We start from the raw sequence: 18,156 nt of genomic DNA, 5'->3' as shown, positions 1-18,156 counted from the left end.
AACCCCGTGGGGCTCGTGAGGCTCACGGCACCCTGAACCGATCGATACAGAGGAGTTGACATGGCGTTGTCGCCCGAGGACGTCCTCAACAAGACGTTCACGACCACCCAGTTCCGACGTGGCTACGACGAGCGCGAGGTCGACGACTTCCTCGATGACATCGTCGCCGAGATGCGTCGGATGACCAAGACCGACGACGAGATCCGCAAGCAGCTCAACGACTGCCGTCAGGGCCGTGGGCTCGAGCCGGTCACCGCCGCGATGCCGGCGCCGGCCGCCGTCACCCCCGACCGCTCGGCCGAGATCGCCAAGCTCGAGGGCCGCAACACCGAGCTCGAGGCCCGCGTCCGCGAGCTCGAGGAGCTCGAGGGCAAGAACCAGCTCGCCCAGAACGACGGCGAGGTCGACGGGCTCTCGCAGCGCAACAACGAGCTCGAGTCCAGGGTCCGCGAGCTCGAGGCCAAGCTCGCCGAGTCCGAGCGCGAGCTCGCCGACATCCGCGGTCGCCACGACTCGCTGGCCGGTGAGCGCGACTCCCTCGTGGCCGAGCGGGACGACCTGCGCGGCGAGCGGGACTCCGTCCTCGCCGAGCGCGACCGTGAGCGTTCCGAGTACGAAGCCGCGTCCGCCAAGAACGAGCAGGAGCGCCAGGCGGTCTACGACAAGGCCAACGACAACGCCGACGAGCAGCTCGCCACCCTGCGTGCCCGCGTCGAGGAGGCCGAGGCCGACGCCCAGCGCCGGATCCAGAAGGCCCAGGCAGAGGCCGAGCAGGCCGAGTCCGAGTCCAGGGAGCGCACCGCCAACGCCGCCGCCCCCGCCGAGGCCCCCCAGGGTGACCTCGCGGCCCTCGCCGGTGCCGGTGGCGCCGGAGCCGGCTCCGCCGCCGGCGTCCTCGCCCTCGCCCAGCGCCTGCACGACGAGCACGTCTCCGCCGGTGAGTCCCGCCGCGACGAGCTCGTCCGCGAGGCGCAGAGCCGTCACGACGAGCTCATCTCGACCGGTGAGGCCAAGCACCACGAGTTCGTCACCACGGGTCAGTCCAAGCACGACGAGCTCGTGAGCACCGCACAGGCCCGCCACGACGAGCTCATCAGCACGGCTCAGGCCCAGCACGACGACCTCGTGACGACGGCCCAGACGCAGCACGACACGATGCTCGCCGAGGCCAACGCCAAGCGTGAGGAGCTCATCACCGAGGCGCGCGAGCGCTCCACAGGCATGGTCCACGAGGCGCAGCAGCGCAAGGCGGCCATCCTGCAGGAGCTCAGCGAGGAGCGGGCGGTGCTCGAGCGCAAGATCGAGCAGCTGCGTGGCTTCGAGCGCGACTACCGCAGCCGCCTCAAGACCTACATCGAGGGTCAGCTCAAGGAGCTCGACCACACGGCGGTCGACGTCGAGGTCGAGGAAGACGCCAAGCAGAACCAGTGACCCGTCACTGAACCACGACGCAGGAGGGCGCCCGGTCTTGGACCAGGCGCCCTTCGGCGTTCCCACGACCAGGTATGCCGTGTGGGACCCGTGCAGGTCGTGTGGCGTTTTGCGTTGTGGTCGGCATCATCAGGGCTTATCCTCGCCGCACGTGGTCGAGCCCTGCCGGGCCCGGCCTTTGTTGAGCAGTGAGGACAGGCATGGCTGCCAAGCGCGCTCCCTCGGGGGCCACCAAGGCTGGATCCGGCAAGACCGCTGGCTCGCGGGCGGTGGCGAAGAAGGCGGGCTCCCCGGCCTCCGGGACGGCCGCGGCCACGAAGGCGACGGCCGCCAAGCAGGCGCCCTCCACCAAGGCGTCGGCCACGAAGGCGGCTGTCGCCAAGGGCACCGCGAAGAAGGCGCCGGCCACGAAGGCAGCCGCCGCCAAGAGCACCGCGAAGAAGGCGCCGGCCGCGAAGAAGGCGGCCACCACGAAGACCACCGCCAGGACGACGGCGACGAAGGCGACGGGTGCCAAGAAGTCGCCCGCTGCCACCAAGGCGAGTGCCACCAAGGCGTCGACGGCCAAGGCCTCGGCGACGAAGGCGGCACCCGCCAAGAAGGCCACGGTGGCCAAGAAGGCGCCGGCCACCAAGGCCGCCGCGAAGAAGGCCCCGGCCGCCAAGGCCGCGCCCACGAAGGCTGCAGGGACCAAGGCCGCGCCCGCCAAGGCACCCGCACCCTCTGCCCCGGCGGCGAAGAAGGCGCCGGCGAAGCGAGCGGCCAAGAAGGTCGCCCTCGTCGTGCGCGAGGACGAGTCCCCGTGGACCGCCAAGGAGCTGCGCGAGGTCCGCGGCGAGATCGAGGGCGACATCGCCCGGCTCAAGGCCGAGCTCGCCGTGGCCGAGTCCGAGCTCTCCGACCTGCTGCGTGACTCCGGCGACGGCGCCGGGGACGACCAGGCCGACGCAGGCGCCAAGACCTACGAGCGTGAGCAGGAGATCGCCCTCGCCGACAACGCCCGCGAGATGCTCCTGCAGAACGAGCACGCGCTCGAGCGGCTCGACAACGGCACCTACGGCGTGTGCGAGTCCTGCGGCCAGCCGATCGGCAAACTTCGCCTCCAGGCCGCACCTCGTGCGACCCTATGCATGCCATGCAAGATGAAACAGGAACGCCGCTGACCTCCAGCCCCCAGTCCACCCCCGCACCGGCCCCGGAAGATCGCCAGGGCCGGTCGCGGCTGTTTGCGCTCCTCATCGGGGTCGGCGTCGTCACGCTCGTCCTCGACCAGGGGTCAAAGGTGTGGGCGCTGCGCGCTCTCACGCCGGGGGAGCCACGTGACCTCCTCGGCCCGCTGCTGCGGCTCAACCTCATCCGCAACCCCGGTGCGGCCTTCTCGCTCGGTGACAGCGTCACCTGGCTCCTCACCCTCGTCGCCCTCGGGATCGTCGTGTGGGTGGGACGGGCCGCGACGCGCGTCGGGCACCGCGCCTGGGCCGCCACGCTCGGCACGCTCCTCGGCGGCGCCGTCGGCAACCTCATCGACCGCATCCTGCGCGCCCCGGGGTTCGGGCGCGGGCACGTCGTCGACTTCATCGACTACTTCGGCCTGTTCATCGGCAACGTCGCGGACATCGCGATCGTCGTGGCGGCGGTGGCGGGAGCGATCCTCGCGCTGCGCGGCATACCGCTCGAAGGCGTGACCCACGGTCGCCACGAGGCACCCGCCGACACGACGGAGACCGACGATGTCTGACAGCCGCACCATGCTCGTGCCGGAAGGGCTCCAGGGTGAGCGCGTCGACGCGGCGATCGCCCGGCTGTTCGGGCTCTCCCGCACGCGGGCCGCCGATCTCGCTGCCGACGGCGGTGTGGCCGTCAACGGCTCGCACGTCGGCAAGTCGCACCGCGTCCACGGCGGCGACATGCTCGAGGTGACGCTCCCGAGCAACGATCCCAGCCCGACCCTCGAGGTCATCGCCGAGCCGGTGCCGGGGATGGGGATCATCCACGACGACGACGACATCGTCGTGGTCGACAAGCCGGTGGGCGTCGCCGCCCACCCCAGCGTCGGCTGGACCGGGCCCACGGTCCTCGGCGGGCTCGCCGCCGCGGGCTACCGCATCTCGACGAGCGGGGCGAGCGAGCGGCAGGGCATCGTCTCGCGGCTCGACGTCGGCACGTCCGGACTCATGGTGGTCTGCAAGAGCGAGCGTGGCTACTCGCTGCTCAAGCGTGCCTTCAAGGAACGCACGGTCGACAAGACCTACCACACGCTCGTCCAGGGCCTGCCCGACCCGCTCGTCGGCACGATCGACGCCCCCATCGCGCGCCACCCCGGCCACGACTACAAGTTCGCGGTCATGGAGTCGGGCAAGCACGCGGTAACGCACTACGAGCTGCTCGAGGCGTTCCGGCACGCGAGCCTGCTCGAGATCCACCTCGAGACCGGCCGCACCCACCAGATCCGCGTCCACTTCTCGGCGCTGCGTCACCCGTGCGTCGGCGACCTCACGTACGGCGCGGACCCGACCCTGGCCAAGAAGCTCGGGCTGGAGCGCCAGTGGCTGCACGCCGTCGGCCTGGGCTTCGAGCACCCGGGCACGGGGGAGTGGGTCACCTTCGAGAGCCAGTACCCGCAGGACCTCCAGGACGCGCTCGACCGTCTCTGACGACTCGCCCGACCCGTCCCGAGGGTGCCTCGGCGGCTCCGCACGGCGTGTCGCGGCGCACCCTCTGGCGGTCTCAGTCGTCACATCCTTCACACCGTGGCGAGCCGTTCGAGGCTGTCACCGGAGCGACCTAGGATGATCCACGATGTCGTCGCCCACCACCTCCCCAGCCCCGGACAGCACGGACAGCTTCGTCCACCTGCACGTCCACACCGAGTACTCCATGCTGGACGGAGCTGCTCGTATCGGTGACCTGTTCACCCGCGCCTCAGAGCTCGGTATGCCGGCCCTCGCGATGACCGACCACGGCTACCTCTACGGCGCGCACGAGTTCTGGCGCAAGGCCCAGGGGACCGGCGTCAAGCCGATCATCGGGCTCGAGGCCTACGTCACGCCCGGCACCCACCGCACCGACAAGACCCGCGTCAAGTGGGGCGACGAGCGGACCCGCCAGGGCGACGACGTCTCGGGGTCGGGCGCCTACACGCACATGACGCTGCTGGCCAAGAACAACAACGGCCTGCGCAACCTCTTCCAGATGGACAGCCAGGCCTCGCTCGACCAGGTCTACGCGAAGTGGCCCCGTCTGGACCGCGAGCTCATCGAGAAGCACGGACAGGGGCTCATCGCCACGACCGGCTGCCCGTCGAGCGAGATCCAGACCCGGCTGCGGCTCGGTCAGTACGCCGAGGCCAGGCAGGCGGCGAGCGACTACCGCGACATCTTCGGCGCCGAGAACTACTTCTGCGAGGTCATGGACCACCAGAACGAGATCGAGCGGCGCACGATCAAGGATCTGCTGCGGCTGGCCAAGGAGCTCGACCTCCCGCTCCTCGCGACCAACGACAGCCACTACACCTACCCCGAGGACTCGCAGGCGCACGGCGCCCTGCTCTGCGTCCAGTCCGGCTCGACTCTCATGGACCCCAACCGGTTCAAGTTCGACGGTGACGGCTACTACCTCAAGACCGCGGCCGAGATGCGCCACATCTGGCGTGAGCTGCCGGAGGCGTGCGACAACACCCTCCTCGTCGCCGAGATGTGCGAGGTGTCCTTCACCGAGGGTGAGGGCCGCTACATGCCGAAGTTCCCCTGCCCGCCGGGGGAGAACGAGCAGTCCTGGTTCGTCAAGGAGGTCCAGACGGGCCTGCACGACAGGTTCCCGGACGGCATACCGGAGTACGCCCAGAAGCAGGCCGACTTCGAGATCGAGGTCATCGTCTCCAAGGGCTACCCCGGCTACTTCCTCGTCGTCGCCGACTTCATCAACTGGGCCAAGAAGAACGGCATCCGCGTCGGCCCGGGCCGTGGCTCGGGCGCCGGCTCGATGTGCGCCTACGCGATGAAGATCACCGACCTCGACCCGATCCCGCACGGTCTGATCTTCGAGCGCTTCCTCAACCCCGAGCGCGCCTCGATGCCCGACTTCGACATCGACTTCGACGAGCGCCGACGCGGCGAGGTCATCCGCTACGTCACCGAGAAGTACGGCTCGGAGCGCGTCGCCCAGATCGTCACCTACGGCACGATCAAGGCCAAGCAGGCGGTCAAGGACTCGGCCCGTGTCATGGGCCACCCGTTCAACGTCGGCGAGCAGCTCACCAAGGCCATGCCGCCGGACGTCATGGGCAAGGGTGTGCCGCTGTCGGGCATCTACGACCCCGAGCACCCGCGCTACGGCGAGGGCAAGGAGTTCCGCGAGCTCGTCGAGACCGAGCCGCACTTCAAGGAGATCGTCGAGACCGCCAAGGGCCTCGAGGGCCTCAAGCGGCAGTGGGGCGTCCACGCCGCCGGCGTCATCATGTCGAGCGAGCCGCTCATCGACGTCATCCCGATCATGAAGCGGCTCCAGGACGGGCAGGTCCTCACCCAGTTCGACTACCCGACCTGCGAGACGCTCGGCCTGGTCAAGATGGACTTCCTGGGCCTGCGCAACCTCACGATCCTCGACGACGCGATCGAGAACGTGAAGACCAACCGCGGCGAGGACCTCGACCTCGACGCCCTGTCCAAGGACATGACCGACAAGGCCACCTACGACCTGCTCGCCCGCGGTGACACGCTCGGCGTCTTCCAGCTCGACGGTGGCGGCATGCGCACGCTGCTCAAGCTCATGCAGCCCGACAACTTCGAGGACATCTCCGCCGCCCTCGCGCTCTACCGACCGGGCCCGATGGGTGTCAACGCGCACACCAACTTCGCGCTGCGCAAGAACGGCAAGCAGGAGCTCACGCCGCTCGACCCACAGCTCAAGGGCAAGCTCCAGCAGGAGATGATCGACGCCCTGGGGCCGATCCTCGGCACGACCTACGGCCTGGTGATCTACCAGGAGCAGGTCATGGAGATCGCCCAGAAGCTCGCCGGCTACACGCTCGGCAACGCCGACCTCCTCCGGCGCGCGATGGGCAAGAAGAAGAAGGAGGTGCTCGACGCCGAGTACGTCCCCTTCTCCAGCGGCATGAAGGCCAAGGGCTTCAACGAGGCCTCGATCGCGGCCCTCTGGGGCGTCCTCGTCCCCTTCTCCGACTACGCGTTCAACAAGGCCCACACGGCGGCATACGGGCTCGTCTCGTACTGGACCGCCTACCTCAAGGCCAACTACCCGGCCGAGTACATGGCCGGCCTGCTCACGAGCGTCGGTGACGACAAGGACAAGTCCGCGCTCTATCTCGGTGAGTGCCGGCGGATGGGCATCAAGGTCCTCCCGCCGGACGTCAACGACTCCGTCGCGCGGTTCGCCGCCGTCGGCACCGACATCCGCTTCGGCATGGCGGCCATCCGCAACGTCGGCCACAACGTCGTCGAGGGCATCATCGCGGCCCGCGAGGAGAAGGGCGCCTTCACGTCGTTCCGCGACTTCCTCTCCAAGTGCCCGGCCGTCGTCTGCAACAAGCGGACCATCGAGTCGCTCATCAAGGGTGGCGCCTTCGACGGGCTTGGGGAGTCGCGCGCCGGCCTGCTACGCATCCACGAGGAGTACGTCGACGCGTTCGTGTCGATCAAGCGCCAGGAGGCGATCGGCCAGGACTCGCTGTTCGGCTCCTTCGGCCACGACGACGCCGCGGGCGGCGACGACACGATGATGGGCCTCACGCCCGTCCCGACCGTCGAGTGGGACAAGTCGACCCTGCTCACCTTCGAGCGCGAGATGCTCGGCCTCTACGTCTCGGACCACCCGCTCTTCGGTGTCGAGCACGTGCTCCAGCAGCACGCCGACACCGCCATCGCCACCCTGAGCGCCGAGGACGGCAAGCCCGAGGGCTCGATGGTCACCGTCGCCGGCCTCATCACCGGACTCCAGATCAAGCGCACCAAGAAGGGCGACCTCTGGGCGATCGCGACGGTCGAGGACCTCGAGGGTGCGGTCGAGTGCCTGTTCTTCCCGAGCTCCTACCTCACGGTGTCGACGATGCTGTCGCAGGACGTCGTCGCCGTCGTCCGGGGCAAGGTCAACCGGCGCGACGACTCGGTGTCGATCTATGCGCAGGAGCTCACGCTCCCCGAGCTCACCGAGGGCCCGCGCGGCCCGGTGGTCGTCACCCTCGACACGCTGCGTGCCACGACGGGTCGGATGGAGGAGCTCAAGGGCGTCCTCGCCAACCACCCCGGCACCACCGAGGTGCACCTCAAGCTCACCAAGCCGGGCCGGACGACGCTCATCAAGCTCGACGACGCGCTGCGGGTCAACGCCAGCGAGTCGCTCTTCGGCGACCTCAAGGTCCTGCTCGGGGCGAGGTGTCTCACCGGTGGCTGACCTGACGCCGCCGCGGGCAGAGGCCCGCGAGCACGTACGCGAGCACCACGGCGACCGCGTCCTCGACCCCTACGAGTGGCTGCGCGACGGCGACGACCCCGATGTCCTGGCCTACCTCGCCGCCGAGAACGCCTACGCCGAGGCCCGCACCGAGCACCTGAAACCGTTGCGGGACAGCATCTTCGGGGAGATCAAGTCGCGGGTGCTCGAGACCGACCTCTCGGTGCCGGTGCGCTCCGGGCCGTGGTGGTACTACTCGCGCACCGTCGAGGGCCAGCAGTACGCCATCCACGCGCGCGTCGCCGTGACCGACCCGGCGCAGCGACCGGTGATCGCTCCCGGCGAGACACCCGAGGGCGAGCAGGTCCTCGTCGACGGCAACGTCGAGGCCGGGGACTCCGAGTTCTTCGCCATCGGCGCCCTCAGCGTCAGCCCGGACCACACCCGCCTCGCGCTGGCGACCGACACGACCGGCGACGAGCGCTTCGACCTCGTGGTCCGCGACCTCGAGACGGGCGAGACCCTCGACGACGCCATCACCGGGATCGGCTACGGCGTCGAGTTCTCCCACGACGGCGGCACGATCTTCTACACGCGGGTCGACAACGCCTGGCGGCCGCACCAGCTGTGGCGCCGCCAAGTCGGTGCGGACACGGGCACCGACGTCCTCGTCCACGAGGAGCCCGACGAGCGGTTCTGGATGGGGGTCGGCTCGAGCCGTGACGACCGCTGGCTCATCCTCGCGCTGGGCTCCAAGACGACGTCGGAGGTCCGCCTCCTCGACGCGACGACCCCGACCGCCGACTTCCGCGTGGTCGCACCCCGGCGTGACGGCATCGAGTACGACGTCGAGCCCGCCTCGGACCGCCTGCTCATCGTCCACAACACCGACCACCCCGACTCCGACCTCGCCTGGGCGCCGCTCGACGCCACGAGCCACGAGCAGTGGCGACCGCTGCTCGCCGCGGGCGAGGGCGAGCGGTTCCTCGGTGTCGACGCGTTCGACGACGTCGCGGTGCTCTCGCTGCGCCGCGGCGGCCTCACCGCCCTCACGGTCCTCCCCGTCGACGCGTCGAGCGAGTCCGGGTATGCCGCACCGGTTCCGGTCGCGTTTGACGAGCCCATCTATGCCGTCGGTCTCGGCGACAACCCCGAGCCGGGCCAGACCCGCGTACAGGTCGTCTACGAGTCCTTCGTCACCCCGCACACCGTGCTCGAGCTCGACCTCGTCACGGGCGAGCGCACGGTGCTCAAGCAGCAGCCGGTCCTGGGCGGCGTCGACCTCTCCGACTACGTCCAGCGCCGAGAGTGGGCCACCGCCGCCGATGGCACGCAGGTGCCGATCTCGGTCGTGCACCGGGTGGGCCTGCGACCGGACGGGACCAACGCGGGTCTGCTCACGGCATACGGCGCCTATGAGCACTCCAGCGACCCCTACTTCTCGGTGGCCCGGCTGTCGCTGCTCGACCGTGGCGTGGTGCACGCGACCGCCCATGTGCGCGGTGGTGGCGAGATGGGCCGTCACTGGTACGACCAGGGCAAGCTGCTCGCCAAGCCCAACACCTTCACCGACACCGTGGCGAGCGCCGACCGGCTCATCGAGCTCGGCTGGGTCGCGCCCGACCGCCTCGGGCTCGAGGGCGGCTCGGCAGGCGGCCTGCTCGTCGGCGCCGTGGTCAACCTCGCGCCCGACCGGTTCCGCGTCGCCCACGGTGCCGTGCCGTTCGTCGACGCGCTCACGACCATCCTGCGGCCCGACCTGCCGCTCACGGTGGGGGAGTGGGAGGAGTGGGGCAACCCGCTCGAGGACCCCGAGGTCTATGCCGTGATGAAGGGCTACACGCCCTACGAGAACGTTGCGGCACAGGACTATCCGGCGATCCTGGCCACGACCAGCCTGCACGACACACGAGTGTTCTTCACCGAGGCGGCCAAGTGGGTGGCGCGGCTGAGGGCCACCGTCACCAACGACCCGCAGACCCGTCCGATCCTGCTGCGCACCGAGATGTCGGCGGGCCACGGCGGTCGCAGCGGGCGCTACGCCGCGTGGGAGCAGGTGGCGTGGGAGTGGGCGTTCGTCCTCGACCAGCTGGGCGCGACCTCACAGCTCCCGCGGGTGCACGAGGACGAGCGGGCAGGCCGTGCGTCCGAGGAGCCGGCTCGAGACTGAGCCGAGGTGCAGGCCCGGGAAGCCGCCGGTGCCGCGCGCGCCGACCACGACGAGGTCGGCCGTGTCGGCGGCCTGGATGAGGGCGGCGACCGGTGAGTCGCGCACGACCTCGTGCCGGACCTTGACCGCGGGGTGGGCCGCGCTGCTCGCCGCGATCTCCCGGTCGACCCGCTGCTCGAGGTCGCTCTCGTATGCCGGCCAGCTCGAGTCGGTCTTCAGGGTCGGGTCCTCGGGGCCCTTGGCCTCCCAGGCGTGGACGACGACCAGCTCGGACTCCTGCGAGGCGGCGTAGTCGAAGGCGCTGTGCAGGGCCGCTGCCGACGGCGTGGAGCCGTCGACGCCGACGACGACGCGGTGGTGCGGGGTCTCGCTGTGGCCCTCGTGCCCGACGATGACGACCGGGCACGTGGCGTGGGCGGCGACCTGCTGGGCCACTGCACCGATCGTCGCCCGGCTGAGCAGCCCGTGGCCGACGGCCCCGAGCACGACCATGGTCGCGTCGTGTGAGGCCTTGACGAGGGCGGGTGAGGCGAAGCCCGGGGGCAGCGACGTCGTCAGCGTGAGCGTGGGGTCGATCGCGTGGGCACGGGCGCGAGCGGTGGTGAGGAGTCGCTCGCCCTCGTTCTTGATCGAGGTCTGGTCCGTGCTGCCGAAGCCGAGCATCGGGATGTCGGGGGCGAAGGCATGGATGATGTGGACCGGGATCGACCTCCGGGAGGCGTGCTCGGCCGCCCAGGCCAGGGCCGCCCATCCGTGCGCCGACCCGTCGATGCCGACGACGATCCGCTCGGTGCGGACGGGGGAAGTGATGCCGCTCATGACGCCTCCACAGCTCGGTGGTCAGGCGGCGGGAACCTCGCGGTCCGGGACCGGCGAGTCCCGTCGTCACGCCCCACTGGGGTCGTCCTCCCATCATGGACCTCGCGAACGCGAGCGCGTGGTCAGACGCGCAGGGTGGACCTGGAGTTCGTGGACCTTCAGCCAGGGACTTCATTCGGTGGATATGAAGCAACGCACTGAAGTTGCGGCAAATGAAGGTATGATCTGAAGATGCCGGAAGTTCAGCTCTCACCTGTCGTCCTCATCGGGGACGTCGTGGCCTCACGCGCGAGCACCGACCGTCGCGGCCTGCACCGTGCGGTCGAGGCCGCCCTTGCCGACACCAACGACCGGGTCGAGCACCTCGAGCCGCTCGAGGTCACGGTCGGCGACGAGTTCCAGGGTGTCTACCCCCACCTCGGGGCCGCACTCGACGCCGCACTGCGCGCCCGGGTCGTCCTCCTCCCGCACGCGGACACCCGATACGGGCTCGGGCGGGGCACGACCACCACGCTCGACGAGGTGCGCGGCATCAAGGACGGGCCCGCCTGGTGGGCGGCCCGCGAGGCCATCGTCGCCGTCGAGGACCAGGCGCAGCGGGCCGCGCTGGGACAGGTGCACACGGCATACCGGCTCGCAGAGGGGGAGCGCGACGAGATGGGGACCGCGGTCGCCGTCGACGCCGCCCTGCACTGTCAGGACCACATGGTTGGCTCGTTGTCAGCGAGGTCGGGGCGACTGTTGAGAGGACTGCTCGAGGGGATGACACAACGTGAGCTGGCCGAGGCCGAGGGCATCAGCCCGTCGGCGGTGTCGCAGCGGGTGCGGGCCGACGGCCTCGCGGTCATCCTGCGTTGCCACGACCTGCTGAGGACGCTGCCATGACGTGGCTCGCCGTCTGGCTGCTCGGCGTCGGCACCGCCGACCTGCTCCGCGCCGTCGACTCCCGGCTCGTCCGACGCTCGGCCGTGCCGGTCGGCGCGCTCGTCGTCGTCGGGGTCGGGCTGCTCGCCGGACTCACCGGTGCGGCCGACCTCGTCGCGCTCATCGCCTCGGTCGTGCCCCTCGTCGGCTGGGTCGCGCTGTCCGAGCGCTCCCTGCGCCGAGGTGGCGGGCACGCACAGGCGCTGCTCGTCCTCGGTGGGACCGCGGTCGCGCTCGTGGCCACCTCGGGGCTGGCCAGCACGGCCGGTGGTCCGTTGGCTGACTGGCTCGGGTGGGCGGACCTGCCGTTCGCCGGCGACGAGCCGGTCGACCGGTTGCTGCTCGTGACAGGACTGTTCGTCGCAAACCTCTCCACCGGCAACGTCATCGTCCGGCTCGTGCTCGTGAGCGTGGGCGCGATGCGACCGTCGGCTCGCTCGGGCCACACGCGTGAGAGCGAGCCCTCCGACCGGCTCAAGGGCGGCCGGCTGCTGGGTCCGATGGAGCGCATCTTCATCCTCGGGCTCGGGCTCGCTGGCCAGATCACCGCGGCGAGCGTCGTCATCGCCGCCAAGGGCCTCATCCGCTTCCCGGAGCTGCAGTCGGCCAAGGACGACTCCACGATCAAGGACGACGCCACGATCAAGGGCGATGGCATCGACCAGGTCACCGAGTACTTCCTGGTCGGCAGCTTCGTCAGCTGGCTCGTCGCACTGGGGTCGCTCGCCCTGACTCGCTGACCTCCGTCTGGGGCATGCTGGGAGCGAGGCCGCATCACCGGATGCGCCACGACGGGAGGACGAACGATGGGTTTCCTCGACAAGCTCCTCGGACGCGAGCCACGCATGCAGGGCCAGGCGGGTGCGCCCGGTGCTGGGGGCGGGTCGTGGACGACGCAGGGGACGTCGTCCGGACAGCCACAGCAGCAGTCCCAGCAGTTCCAAGGTGCGGGCGGGGCGTCGGCTGCGGGTGGGGCGTCGGGTGACGCAGGGGCGTCGGGTGACGACGCCCGCGCGATCGCCCGCTACCGCTACCTCCTGCGCACGGCGCCGCCCGAGACCCTCGAGCAGGTCCACGCCGAGGCGTTCGGACGCCTCACCCCCGACCAGCGCCAGCAGGTCCTCGAGGGGCTGCGCCAGGACGCACCCCAGGGCGAGGCGCCCATGAGCGCCCAGCCACAGGACCTCGCCCGTGCTGCGACCCGTGCCGAGATGCGCCAGCCCGGCACGCTGGAGCGCACGTTCGGACGGGGCGGGTTCGGTGGCGCCGGCATGGGCGGCACGCTCATGGGCTCGATGATGGGCACCATCGCCGGTGTCGTCGTCGGGTCGGCCATCGCCGACGCCCTGTTCAACGACTACGGCTCCTCGCCCGAGGCGGCCGAGGCCGGCGACTCGGGTGACTCGGGCGACTCGGGTGCGGGCGGGGACGCCGGGACCGGTGACGGCAGCGGTGGAGACGGTGCTGGCGACGCTGGCGTCGGTGACTCCGGAGTGTCCGACGGCGGTGGCTCGGACGTCGGTGGCTCGGACCTCGGTGGTGGTGGCGACTTCGGTGGCGGTGACTTCGGTGGCAGTGACTTCGGCGGTGGCGACTTCGGGGGAGGGGACTTCGGCGGCGGGTTCTGACCAGCGGGAGTTTCGGGGCCTGAGTCCCCATGGACTACATTCCGTCCGTGAGTGCTCAGGCCCCTTCCGCTGTCATCCTCGTCCGCGCCGAGAAGTTCCTGCCGAACCCGGCCACCGCCGCCGACAACGCGTTCCAGCGTGACGTGCCGTCGGGCCAGAGCGACGAGACGGTCTCGGCGACCGCGCTCGCCGAGATGGACGCCCTCGCTGCTGCCCTGAGGGAGGCCGGCGTCCGGGTGCACGTCTTCGCCGACGAGGACCACACCCGCCCCGACAGCGTGTTCCCCAACAACTGGCTGTCGACCCACGCGGGCGGCTACGTCGCGGTCTACCCGATGTACGCCTCCAACCGCCGCCACGAGCGGCGCGCCGACGTCCTCGAGATGCTCAAGAGCGACTACCGGGTGCAGGCCATCGTCGACTACTCCGGCCTCGAGCCGGACGGGATCTTCCTCGAGGGGACCGGCGCGATGGTCCTCGACCACGTCTCACGGGTCGCGTACACCGCACGCAGCCACCGAGCCGACATCGCCGTGCTCGAGCGCTTCTGCACCGACTTCGGCTACGAGCCGATGGCGTTTGACGCCGTCGACTCCGAGGGCGTGCCGGTCTACCACACCAACGTCATCGCCTGCATCGGCACCGACGTCGCCCTCATTGCGCTCGACATGATCCCGGACGAGGTCCGCCGCGAGCAGGTCCGCGAACGGCTCTCCGTCACCGGACGCACGATCGTCGAGCTCACCGAGGAGCAGATCCGTGAGTTCGCCGGCAACGCCGTCGAGCTGTGCGGGCGCACCGACACGGGCAAGCGCCGCTACGTCATGGCGATGTCGGCGCGTGCCCGGCGCAGCCTGCGGCCCGACCAGGTGGCCGCCATCGAGGAGTCGTGCGAGATCATCGCGGTCGACATCCCGACGATCGAGCTCGCCGGTGGTTCGGTGCGCTGCATGATCGCCGGCGTCCACCTCGACCGGCGACCCCAGGCGGATGCCGAGCCGACCGCGCTCGTCGAGGCCATCGACGAGAACGCCGAGACCATCGACGGCCAGGACCTCTTCGAGGACTGAGCCCGACCGGGCACCGCCCGTCGAGGTAGCACGACACGCCGTTCCCGTGCGCCGGGTGCGGCGTGTCGTGCTATCTCGTCCCGAGGTCTAGCGGCTGCGGAGCGTCACGTCGTGCTCACCCGTGACGCCCTGGATGTCGTCGGCAGCAGTGCCGAGCAGGCGATCCGCGAGCCGCCGCAGGGCCCGGGCCACGGCGACCTCGTCCCCGATCTCGGGCACCGGTCGGTCGCCGGAGCTCCGGTGGCTGTGACCGTGGGCGGTGAGGTGTCGGGGCGAGTCGGCCACGAGGACCACACGCGCCTCCGCATCGTCTTCGTCACCCAGCACGCTGATCCTCACGGTCCAGTCCCTCGCGTGCAGGTGCATGCCCGAGGGCGCGTGCTCAGGGTGGGGAGCCACCGACGCAGCCGCTTCGCCGCCGGCCACCGGCTCCAGCGCCGTGTGGCTCCCGTGGGCCGACTCCACGCGCAGGACCGAACCCGGTCCGGGGTAGAGCAGTCCCTCGTGCCCGTCGCTCCATCGCACGACATAGGGCGGCTGGCCCTCCTGACCCCTCGTCTCGATCACCTCGCCCTCACGCAGCGGGCCGTCGACGGACGGCGGCGCCAGGATGATGTGGTCTCCCGGGAGTGCTCGCATGGTGTCCTCCTTCGCGGGTCGATGAACCCCAGCATCGCCACAGCGGTGACGCGCGAGATGGGCCCAAGGTCCCGGCATACGGAGGAAAGACTGAGGGGCCGGAGGGAAATGTTCCCTCCGGCCCCTCAACGTTCCCGCACGGGGAACACACGCTCGATCAGATGTCGAAGTACATCTCGAGATCGCCCCGCATGTTGGTGAGTGCGGGTCAGCGTTGGTGGCGCGGCCCTGACCTGCGCGTTTGCGTTGATAGCGTTGGTGAGAAGTGGTGGTGCTCGATCCTCTTGCGGACTTTTTGCGGACCGTTGGCGAGGTCAACTTGGCCGCTTGCGCCGCTTCAGCGAAGAGGATTGAAGTGGAGGGATCTGAAGCGAACGGCTCGCCTTGGTCTCGTCGGAGAGGCGCAGCCTGCCCTCGAGCCTGTCTTGAGCGGTCTGAGGGTCTTGCGTCAGTCCGCATCGGGTGTTGACTGTCAGGTAGAAGGGTCCGCACCTCAACGACGCGGTGTGGATGACTCTGGGTACGGCCTGTGTCTCGGACCGCCGCACAGGACCCCGCGAGGGTGTGGAGACCCAGAGCTAGCCCGCGGTAGGGATCAGGGAGAACGTGATCCTCCGGACGACGGCCTCACAAGCGGAGGTTGGTGGGTGTCCAGACACCTGCCCCCACACTGACCACGGATACCGGTTGGTGGGAGAGTTCGCAGCTCTCAGGACCGCTTGGGATTGCCAGCAGTCTCTTAGGGCCGAACTCTGCCCTCCTAACCTGGATATACAACCCGTCAACTGTTGCTCAGTGTCTTTTGCCAGAACTCTGCCGTCGTCCGAGCAGACAGATGTAGGGCCAGGTGTTAAGCCCACTGGGCGTCGAGCGAGTCGGCATGAACGGCCATCAAGAGCTGGGGTCGCTGGGTTGCTCCCATCACCCGCACAACGCACGCAGAGAGCGCACGCATGCGTGAGCTAGTCAGGTGGATGACCGAGTCTGTCGGGATGCTTCCCTTAGAAAGCGCTCCAGCTTTGCGCGGACTTCTTCACCTACGGCTTGCACCTCCTCGAGGGTCAGCGCGTCCTTCATCCGACTGACGCACTCAAGAGCTTCGAACGCCACTCGGTCGATTTCGGGGTCGTCGCAAAGGAGCTTCACCCGGTAGTAGGCCGACCAAGCGGCGGCTCGCACGCGCTGGTTCTCGTCACTAATCACTGGGTCTGCGCTGCCTGAGGCTTCCCGCCCGAAACTGCGCTTCTTCCGGCGGTTCTGGGACCGTCGCCAGTCCATGATCTTCTCGGCGAAGCTGCTGTAGACCGCGACTCGTTCGGTCCGCAACTGCTGTGACCGGGAGTACGCGTCTGTACGTTTGGCATGGAGCACTTGAAACGGATAGGACGCCACCGCTCCGACAACGGCACCTACAACCCCGACCCAAGCACTGTCCATGTGGCTCAGTGAAGCACCCACGGACTGCCTTGGGGGACTGGTACGGTCCGGTTGGCTCGACGGCTGATGCCCAGTCCGCCCTTAAGCACCCGCACGAACGGCTTGCATGTTTACCGCCCCGACCAGCGCGGTCAGGAACACGGAGCCGCCGTTCAGCGGGACAGTGCCCGGGTGCAGGTCCACGCGATGCACCTGAGCGCAGCGAGGTCGCAGAACCGTGTCGATCGCTCGGACACCCTCTTCGAGGAGCTGTTGCGGATCGAGATCGCCATGGGCGGGGTCTCCGTACATGACCTTGAAGGCCTGGCGCTGATGCGCGACGCCCATGGTGAGAGCCGCAGTGGTGACGACAACGACCCCTGGGTTCTTTCCTGCCTTGAGCTTATCGACGTCCGCGCCAAGCCACTTCTCCCACTCGGTCGCGGTAGCGGGATTGAGAGCCCATGACGCGAAGGTCGACTTGAACTCGACCGCGGTGCCCGCCACTTCTAGGTCAACGCGGGGCACGCCGCCAACGGAGGCTTCTCGCTTGACGTGCAGCCCCCGGTGGGCCGCCTGCCAAGCCGTCTCGGCAACCCACGCACTCTCACCGTGTGAGAACGATGTCGCCAAGGCGATCCGATCGCGGGAGGCAATGTCGTCACCGACTTCACGGAGCAGTTCCACGATGATGTCGAAGCGGGTCTTGCCTTGGACGAAGTCGAGCCCGGTTGGTCGGTTGGCTTTGGTCACGCCCATGGTCTAGCACGCCGCAGCGACCGCTGAGCCCTAGCGACTGCATTCTCCGTGACGGTTCACCCCCAAAGTCGGAGGGGGGTCTTAGTGTCGGGTTGGGTGCTGCGGCGATGACGCCACGCCTCCCGATCGCGCCGCTCAACGACAGGACGTCTAAGTGTTTGCTGGACTACCCGAAGCTTGGACCCCCACCGCTCCGAACATCTTGGGTCACGCCGCGGATAGAACTCGGGAAGTCCTGAGCGCCGATGACGTTGCCGAACGGGTGGCTGCCTACTACAGGCGCGAGAGCAACTACGCCGGGGCAACCTTCTCCGAGCTCAACCCCAACGATCCCTTCTCGATCGGAGGAAGCGACCTGCTTGCAGTGCACCTTCTCTCTGTTGATATTCCTCAGATCGCTGTGCGCCGGTTGACCGAGCCCTGCCCCACATCAACGCATCTCAACCGGCTGCTCGCGAGCAACGCCCTGGCGGTGGACCTCAATCTGCAAACCGCCGGACCCGAGACGCTGGACGCGATGAGCGAGTTCTACGACGGCGTTAAGGCGGCCCTTCGACCCGTGGCAGCAAAGACTTCCGACGCATGGGTGACCGCCTCCAAGCTCTGTGCGCGGAAGCGTCCAGACCTCTTTCCCATTCGGGACAAGCGGGTGCGACAGCTTCTCGGGACGTGGGAGTTGCGCTCCTACGCGGCTGACTGGCAGGTCTTCTGTCACCTCTTGAGCGACAACGAGCTCATGGCAGCCCTGCGGGACATCGTTGACGAGGCAGCCGGGATGGACGGAGTGTCAGTGGGTGACCCCAACGGCATGCTGCGGCACCTTGACGTCGCCCTGTGGACCTCCACTCTGAGATAGAGAGGGATGAACGTCCCCCCGGGGCGGGGGGGGGGG

Annotated in this window: 15 protein-coding genes; 11 read left to right on the top strand and 4 right to left on the bottom strand. The window is 69.2% G+C overall.

The annotated features are described in order from the left end of the window. Nucleotides 1-60: 60 nt before the first annotated feature. The 6 genes from KLO01_RS15955 to KLO01_RS15930 all read left to right on the top strand — a co-directional run bounded on the left by KLO01_RS15955 (nt 61) and on the right by KLO01_RS15930 (nt 10,009). Complete coding sequence (locus tag KLO01_RS15955; RefSeq protein ID WP_147067004.1) at nt 61-1,431, top strand: DivIVA domain-containing protein; 1,371 nt, start codon at nt 61-63, stop codon at nt 1,429-1,431. Between the two features lie 200 nt (nt 1,432-1,631). Further along, nucleotides 1,632-2,594 carry a TraR/DksA family transcriptional regulator gene (locus KLO01_RS15950; protein ID WP_147067001.1) on the top strand — a complete coding sequence of 321 codons (963 nt, stop codon included), beginning with the start codon at nt 1,632-1,634 and terminating at the stop codon, nt 2,592-2,594. Then, a complete protein-coding gene (gene lspA / locus KLO01_RS15945) occupies nt 2,567-3,169 on the top strand; it encodes a signal peptidase II (protein WP_147067000.1) in 603 nt (200 codons plus the stop codon). Before KLO01_RS15950 ends, lspA begins: the two co-directional genes overlap by 28 nt. Next, a complete protein-coding gene (locus tag KLO01_RS15940) occupies nt 3,162-4,085 on the top strand; it encodes an RluA family pseudouridine synthase (RefSeq protein WP_147066998.1) in 924 nt (307 codons plus the stop codon). The genes lspA and KLO01_RS15940 overlap by 8 nt, the downstream gene beginning before the upstream one ends. A 145-nt stretch (nt 4,086-4,230) precedes the next feature. Continuing rightward, the gene (dnaE, locus tag KLO01_RS15935) at nt 4,231-7,839 is read left to right on the top strand and encodes a DNA polymerase III subunit alpha (protein ID WP_147066996.1); all 3,609 of its coding nucleotides are present in this window, start codon (nt 4,231-4,233) and stop codon (nt 7,837-7,839) included. Further along, the gene (locus tag KLO01_RS15930) at nt 7,832-10,009 is read left to right on the top strand and encodes a S9 family peptidase (protein WP_147066994.1); all 2,178 of its coding nucleotides are present in this window, start codon (nt 7,832-7,834) and stop codon (nt 10,007-10,009) included. Before dnaE ends, KLO01_RS15930 begins: the two co-directional genes overlap by 8 nt. Here the strand turns inward: KLO01_RS15930 and KLO01_RS15925 are convergent. Next, entirely contained in the window at nt 9,941-10,828 is an 888-nt protein-coding gene (locus tag KLO01_RS15925; protein ID WP_147066991.1) for a universal stress protein, read from the bottom strand. The genes KLO01_RS15930 and KLO01_RS15925 overlap by 69 nt on opposite strands. 231 nt (nt 10,829-11,059) lie before the next feature. Between KLO01_RS15925 and KLO01_RS15920 the strand changes: the two genes are divergently transcribed. The 4 genes from KLO01_RS15920 (at nt 11,060) to ctlX (ending at nt 14,450) form a co-directional block, all read left to right on the top strand. Next, nucleotides 11,060-11,713 (top strand): SatD family protein, encoded by a 654-nt coding sequence (locus KLO01_RS15920; RefSeq protein WP_147066989.1) that lies wholly within the window; start codon nt 11,060-11,062, stop codon nt 11,711-11,713. Further along, the gene (locus tag KLO01_RS15915; RefSeq protein WP_147066987.1) at nt 11,710-12,492 is read left to right on the top strand and encodes a hypothetical protein; all 783 of its coding nucleotides are present in this window, start codon (nt 11,710-11,712) and stop codon (nt 12,490-12,492) included. Before KLO01_RS15920 ends, KLO01_RS15915 begins: the two co-directional genes overlap by 4 nt. Before the next feature lie 66 nt (nt 12,493-12,558). Next, nucleotides 12,559-13,380, top strand: coding sequence for a hypothetical protein (locus tag KLO01_RS15910; protein WP_147066985.1), 822 nt, complete (start codon nt 12,559-12,561; stop codon nt 13,378-13,380). Nucleotides 13,381-13,427: 47 nt separating this feature from the next. Next, the gene (gene ctlX / locus KLO01_RS15905; RefSeq protein WP_147066983.1) at nt 13,428-14,450 is read left to right on the top strand and encodes a citrulline utilization hydrolase CtlX; all 1,023 of its coding nucleotides are present in this window, start codon (nt 13,428-13,430) and stop codon (nt 14,448-14,450) included. An 87-nt stretch (nt 14,451-14,537) separates the two neighbouring features. Here ctlX and KLO01_RS17450 read toward each other — a convergent pair whose 3' ends face one another. From KLO01_RS17450 to KLO01_RS15890, 3 genes are all read right to left on the bottom strand, one after another. Further along, a complete protein-coding gene (locus tag KLO01_RS17450; protein WP_147066981.1) occupies nt 14,538-15,089 on the bottom strand; it encodes a dsRBD fold-containing protein in 552 nt (183 codons plus the stop codon). Nucleotides 15,090-16,055: 966 nt separating this feature from the next. Then, nucleotides 16,056-16,526 (bottom strand): plasmid transfer protein KilB, encoded by a 471-nt coding sequence (kilB, locus tag KLO01_RS15895; protein WP_147066979.1) that lies wholly within the window; start codon nt 16,524-16,526, stop codon nt 16,056-16,058. Nucleotides 16,527-16,607: 81 nt separating this feature from the next. After that, nucleotides 16,608-17,258 carry a hypothetical protein gene (locus KLO01_RS15890; protein WP_147066977.1) on the bottom strand — a complete coding sequence of 217 codons (651 nt, stop codon included), beginning with the start codon at nt 17,256-17,258 and terminating at the stop codon, nt 16,608-16,610. A 268-nt stretch (nt 17,259-17,526) separates the two neighbouring features. On the opposite strand from KLO01_RS15890, the gene KLO01_RS15885 reads away from it, so the two are divergent. Beyond that, the gene (locus KLO01_RS15885) at nt 17,527-18,120 is read left to right on the top strand and encodes a DUF6308 family protein (RefSeq protein WP_147066975.1); all 594 of its coding nucleotides are present in this window, start codon (nt 17,527-17,529) and stop codon (nt 18,118-18,120) included. Nucleotides 18,121-18,156: the final 36 nt, after the last annotated feature.

Source organism: Knoellia locipacati, assembly GCF_007992835.1.
Classification (GTDB): domain Bacteria; phylum Actinomycetota; class Actinomycetes; order Actinomycetales; family Dermatophilaceae; genus Knoellia; species Knoellia locipacati.
The sequence above is the reverse complement of the archived record's forward strand: the minus strand, read 5'-3'. Positions and strand labels throughout refer to the sequence as shown.

Coding starts and splice junctions, on each gene's coding strand:
- KLO01_RS15940 (WP_147066998.1), top strand. CDS start 3,162: ATGTCTGACAGCCGCACCATGCTCGTGCCGGAAGGGCTCCAGGGTGAG.
- lspA (WP_147067000.1), top strand. CDS start 2,567: ATGCAAGATGAAACAGGAACGCCGCTGACCTCCAGCCCCCAGTCCACC.
- KLO01_RS15910 (WP_147066985.1), top strand. CDS start 12,559: ATGGGTTTCCTCGACAAGCTCCTCGGACGCGAGCCACGCATGCAGGGC.
- kilB (WP_147066979.1), bottom strand. CDS start 16,526: ATGGACAGTGCTTGGGTCGGGGTTGTAGGTGCCGTTGTCGGAGCGGTG.
- KLO01_RS17450 (WP_147066981.1), bottom strand. CDS start 15,089: ATGCGAGCACTCCCGGGAGACCACATCATCCTGGCGCCGCCGTCCGTC.
- KLO01_RS15915 (WP_147066987.1), top strand. CDS start 11,710: ATGACGTGGCTCGCCGTCTGGCTGCTCGGCGTCGGCACCGCCGACCTG.
- KLO01_RS15920 (WP_147066989.1), top strand. CDS start 11,060: ATGCCGGAAGTTCAGCTCTCACCTGTCGTCCTCATCGGGGACGTCGTG.
- dnaE (WP_147066996.1), top strand. CDS start 4,231: ATGTCGTCGCCCACCACCTCCCCAGCCCCGGACAGCACGGACAGCTTC.
- KLO01_RS15955 (WP_147067004.1), top strand. CDS start 61: ATGGCGTTGTCGCCCGAGGACGTCCTCAACAAGACGTTCACGACCACC.
- KLO01_RS15925 (WP_147066991.1), bottom strand. CDS start 10,828: ATGAGCGGCATCACTTCCCCCGTCCGCACCGAGCGGATCGTCGTCGGC.
- KLO01_RS15950 (WP_147067001.1), top strand. CDS start 1,632: ATGGCTGCCAAGCGCGCTCCCTCGGGGGCCACCAAGGCTGGATCCGGC.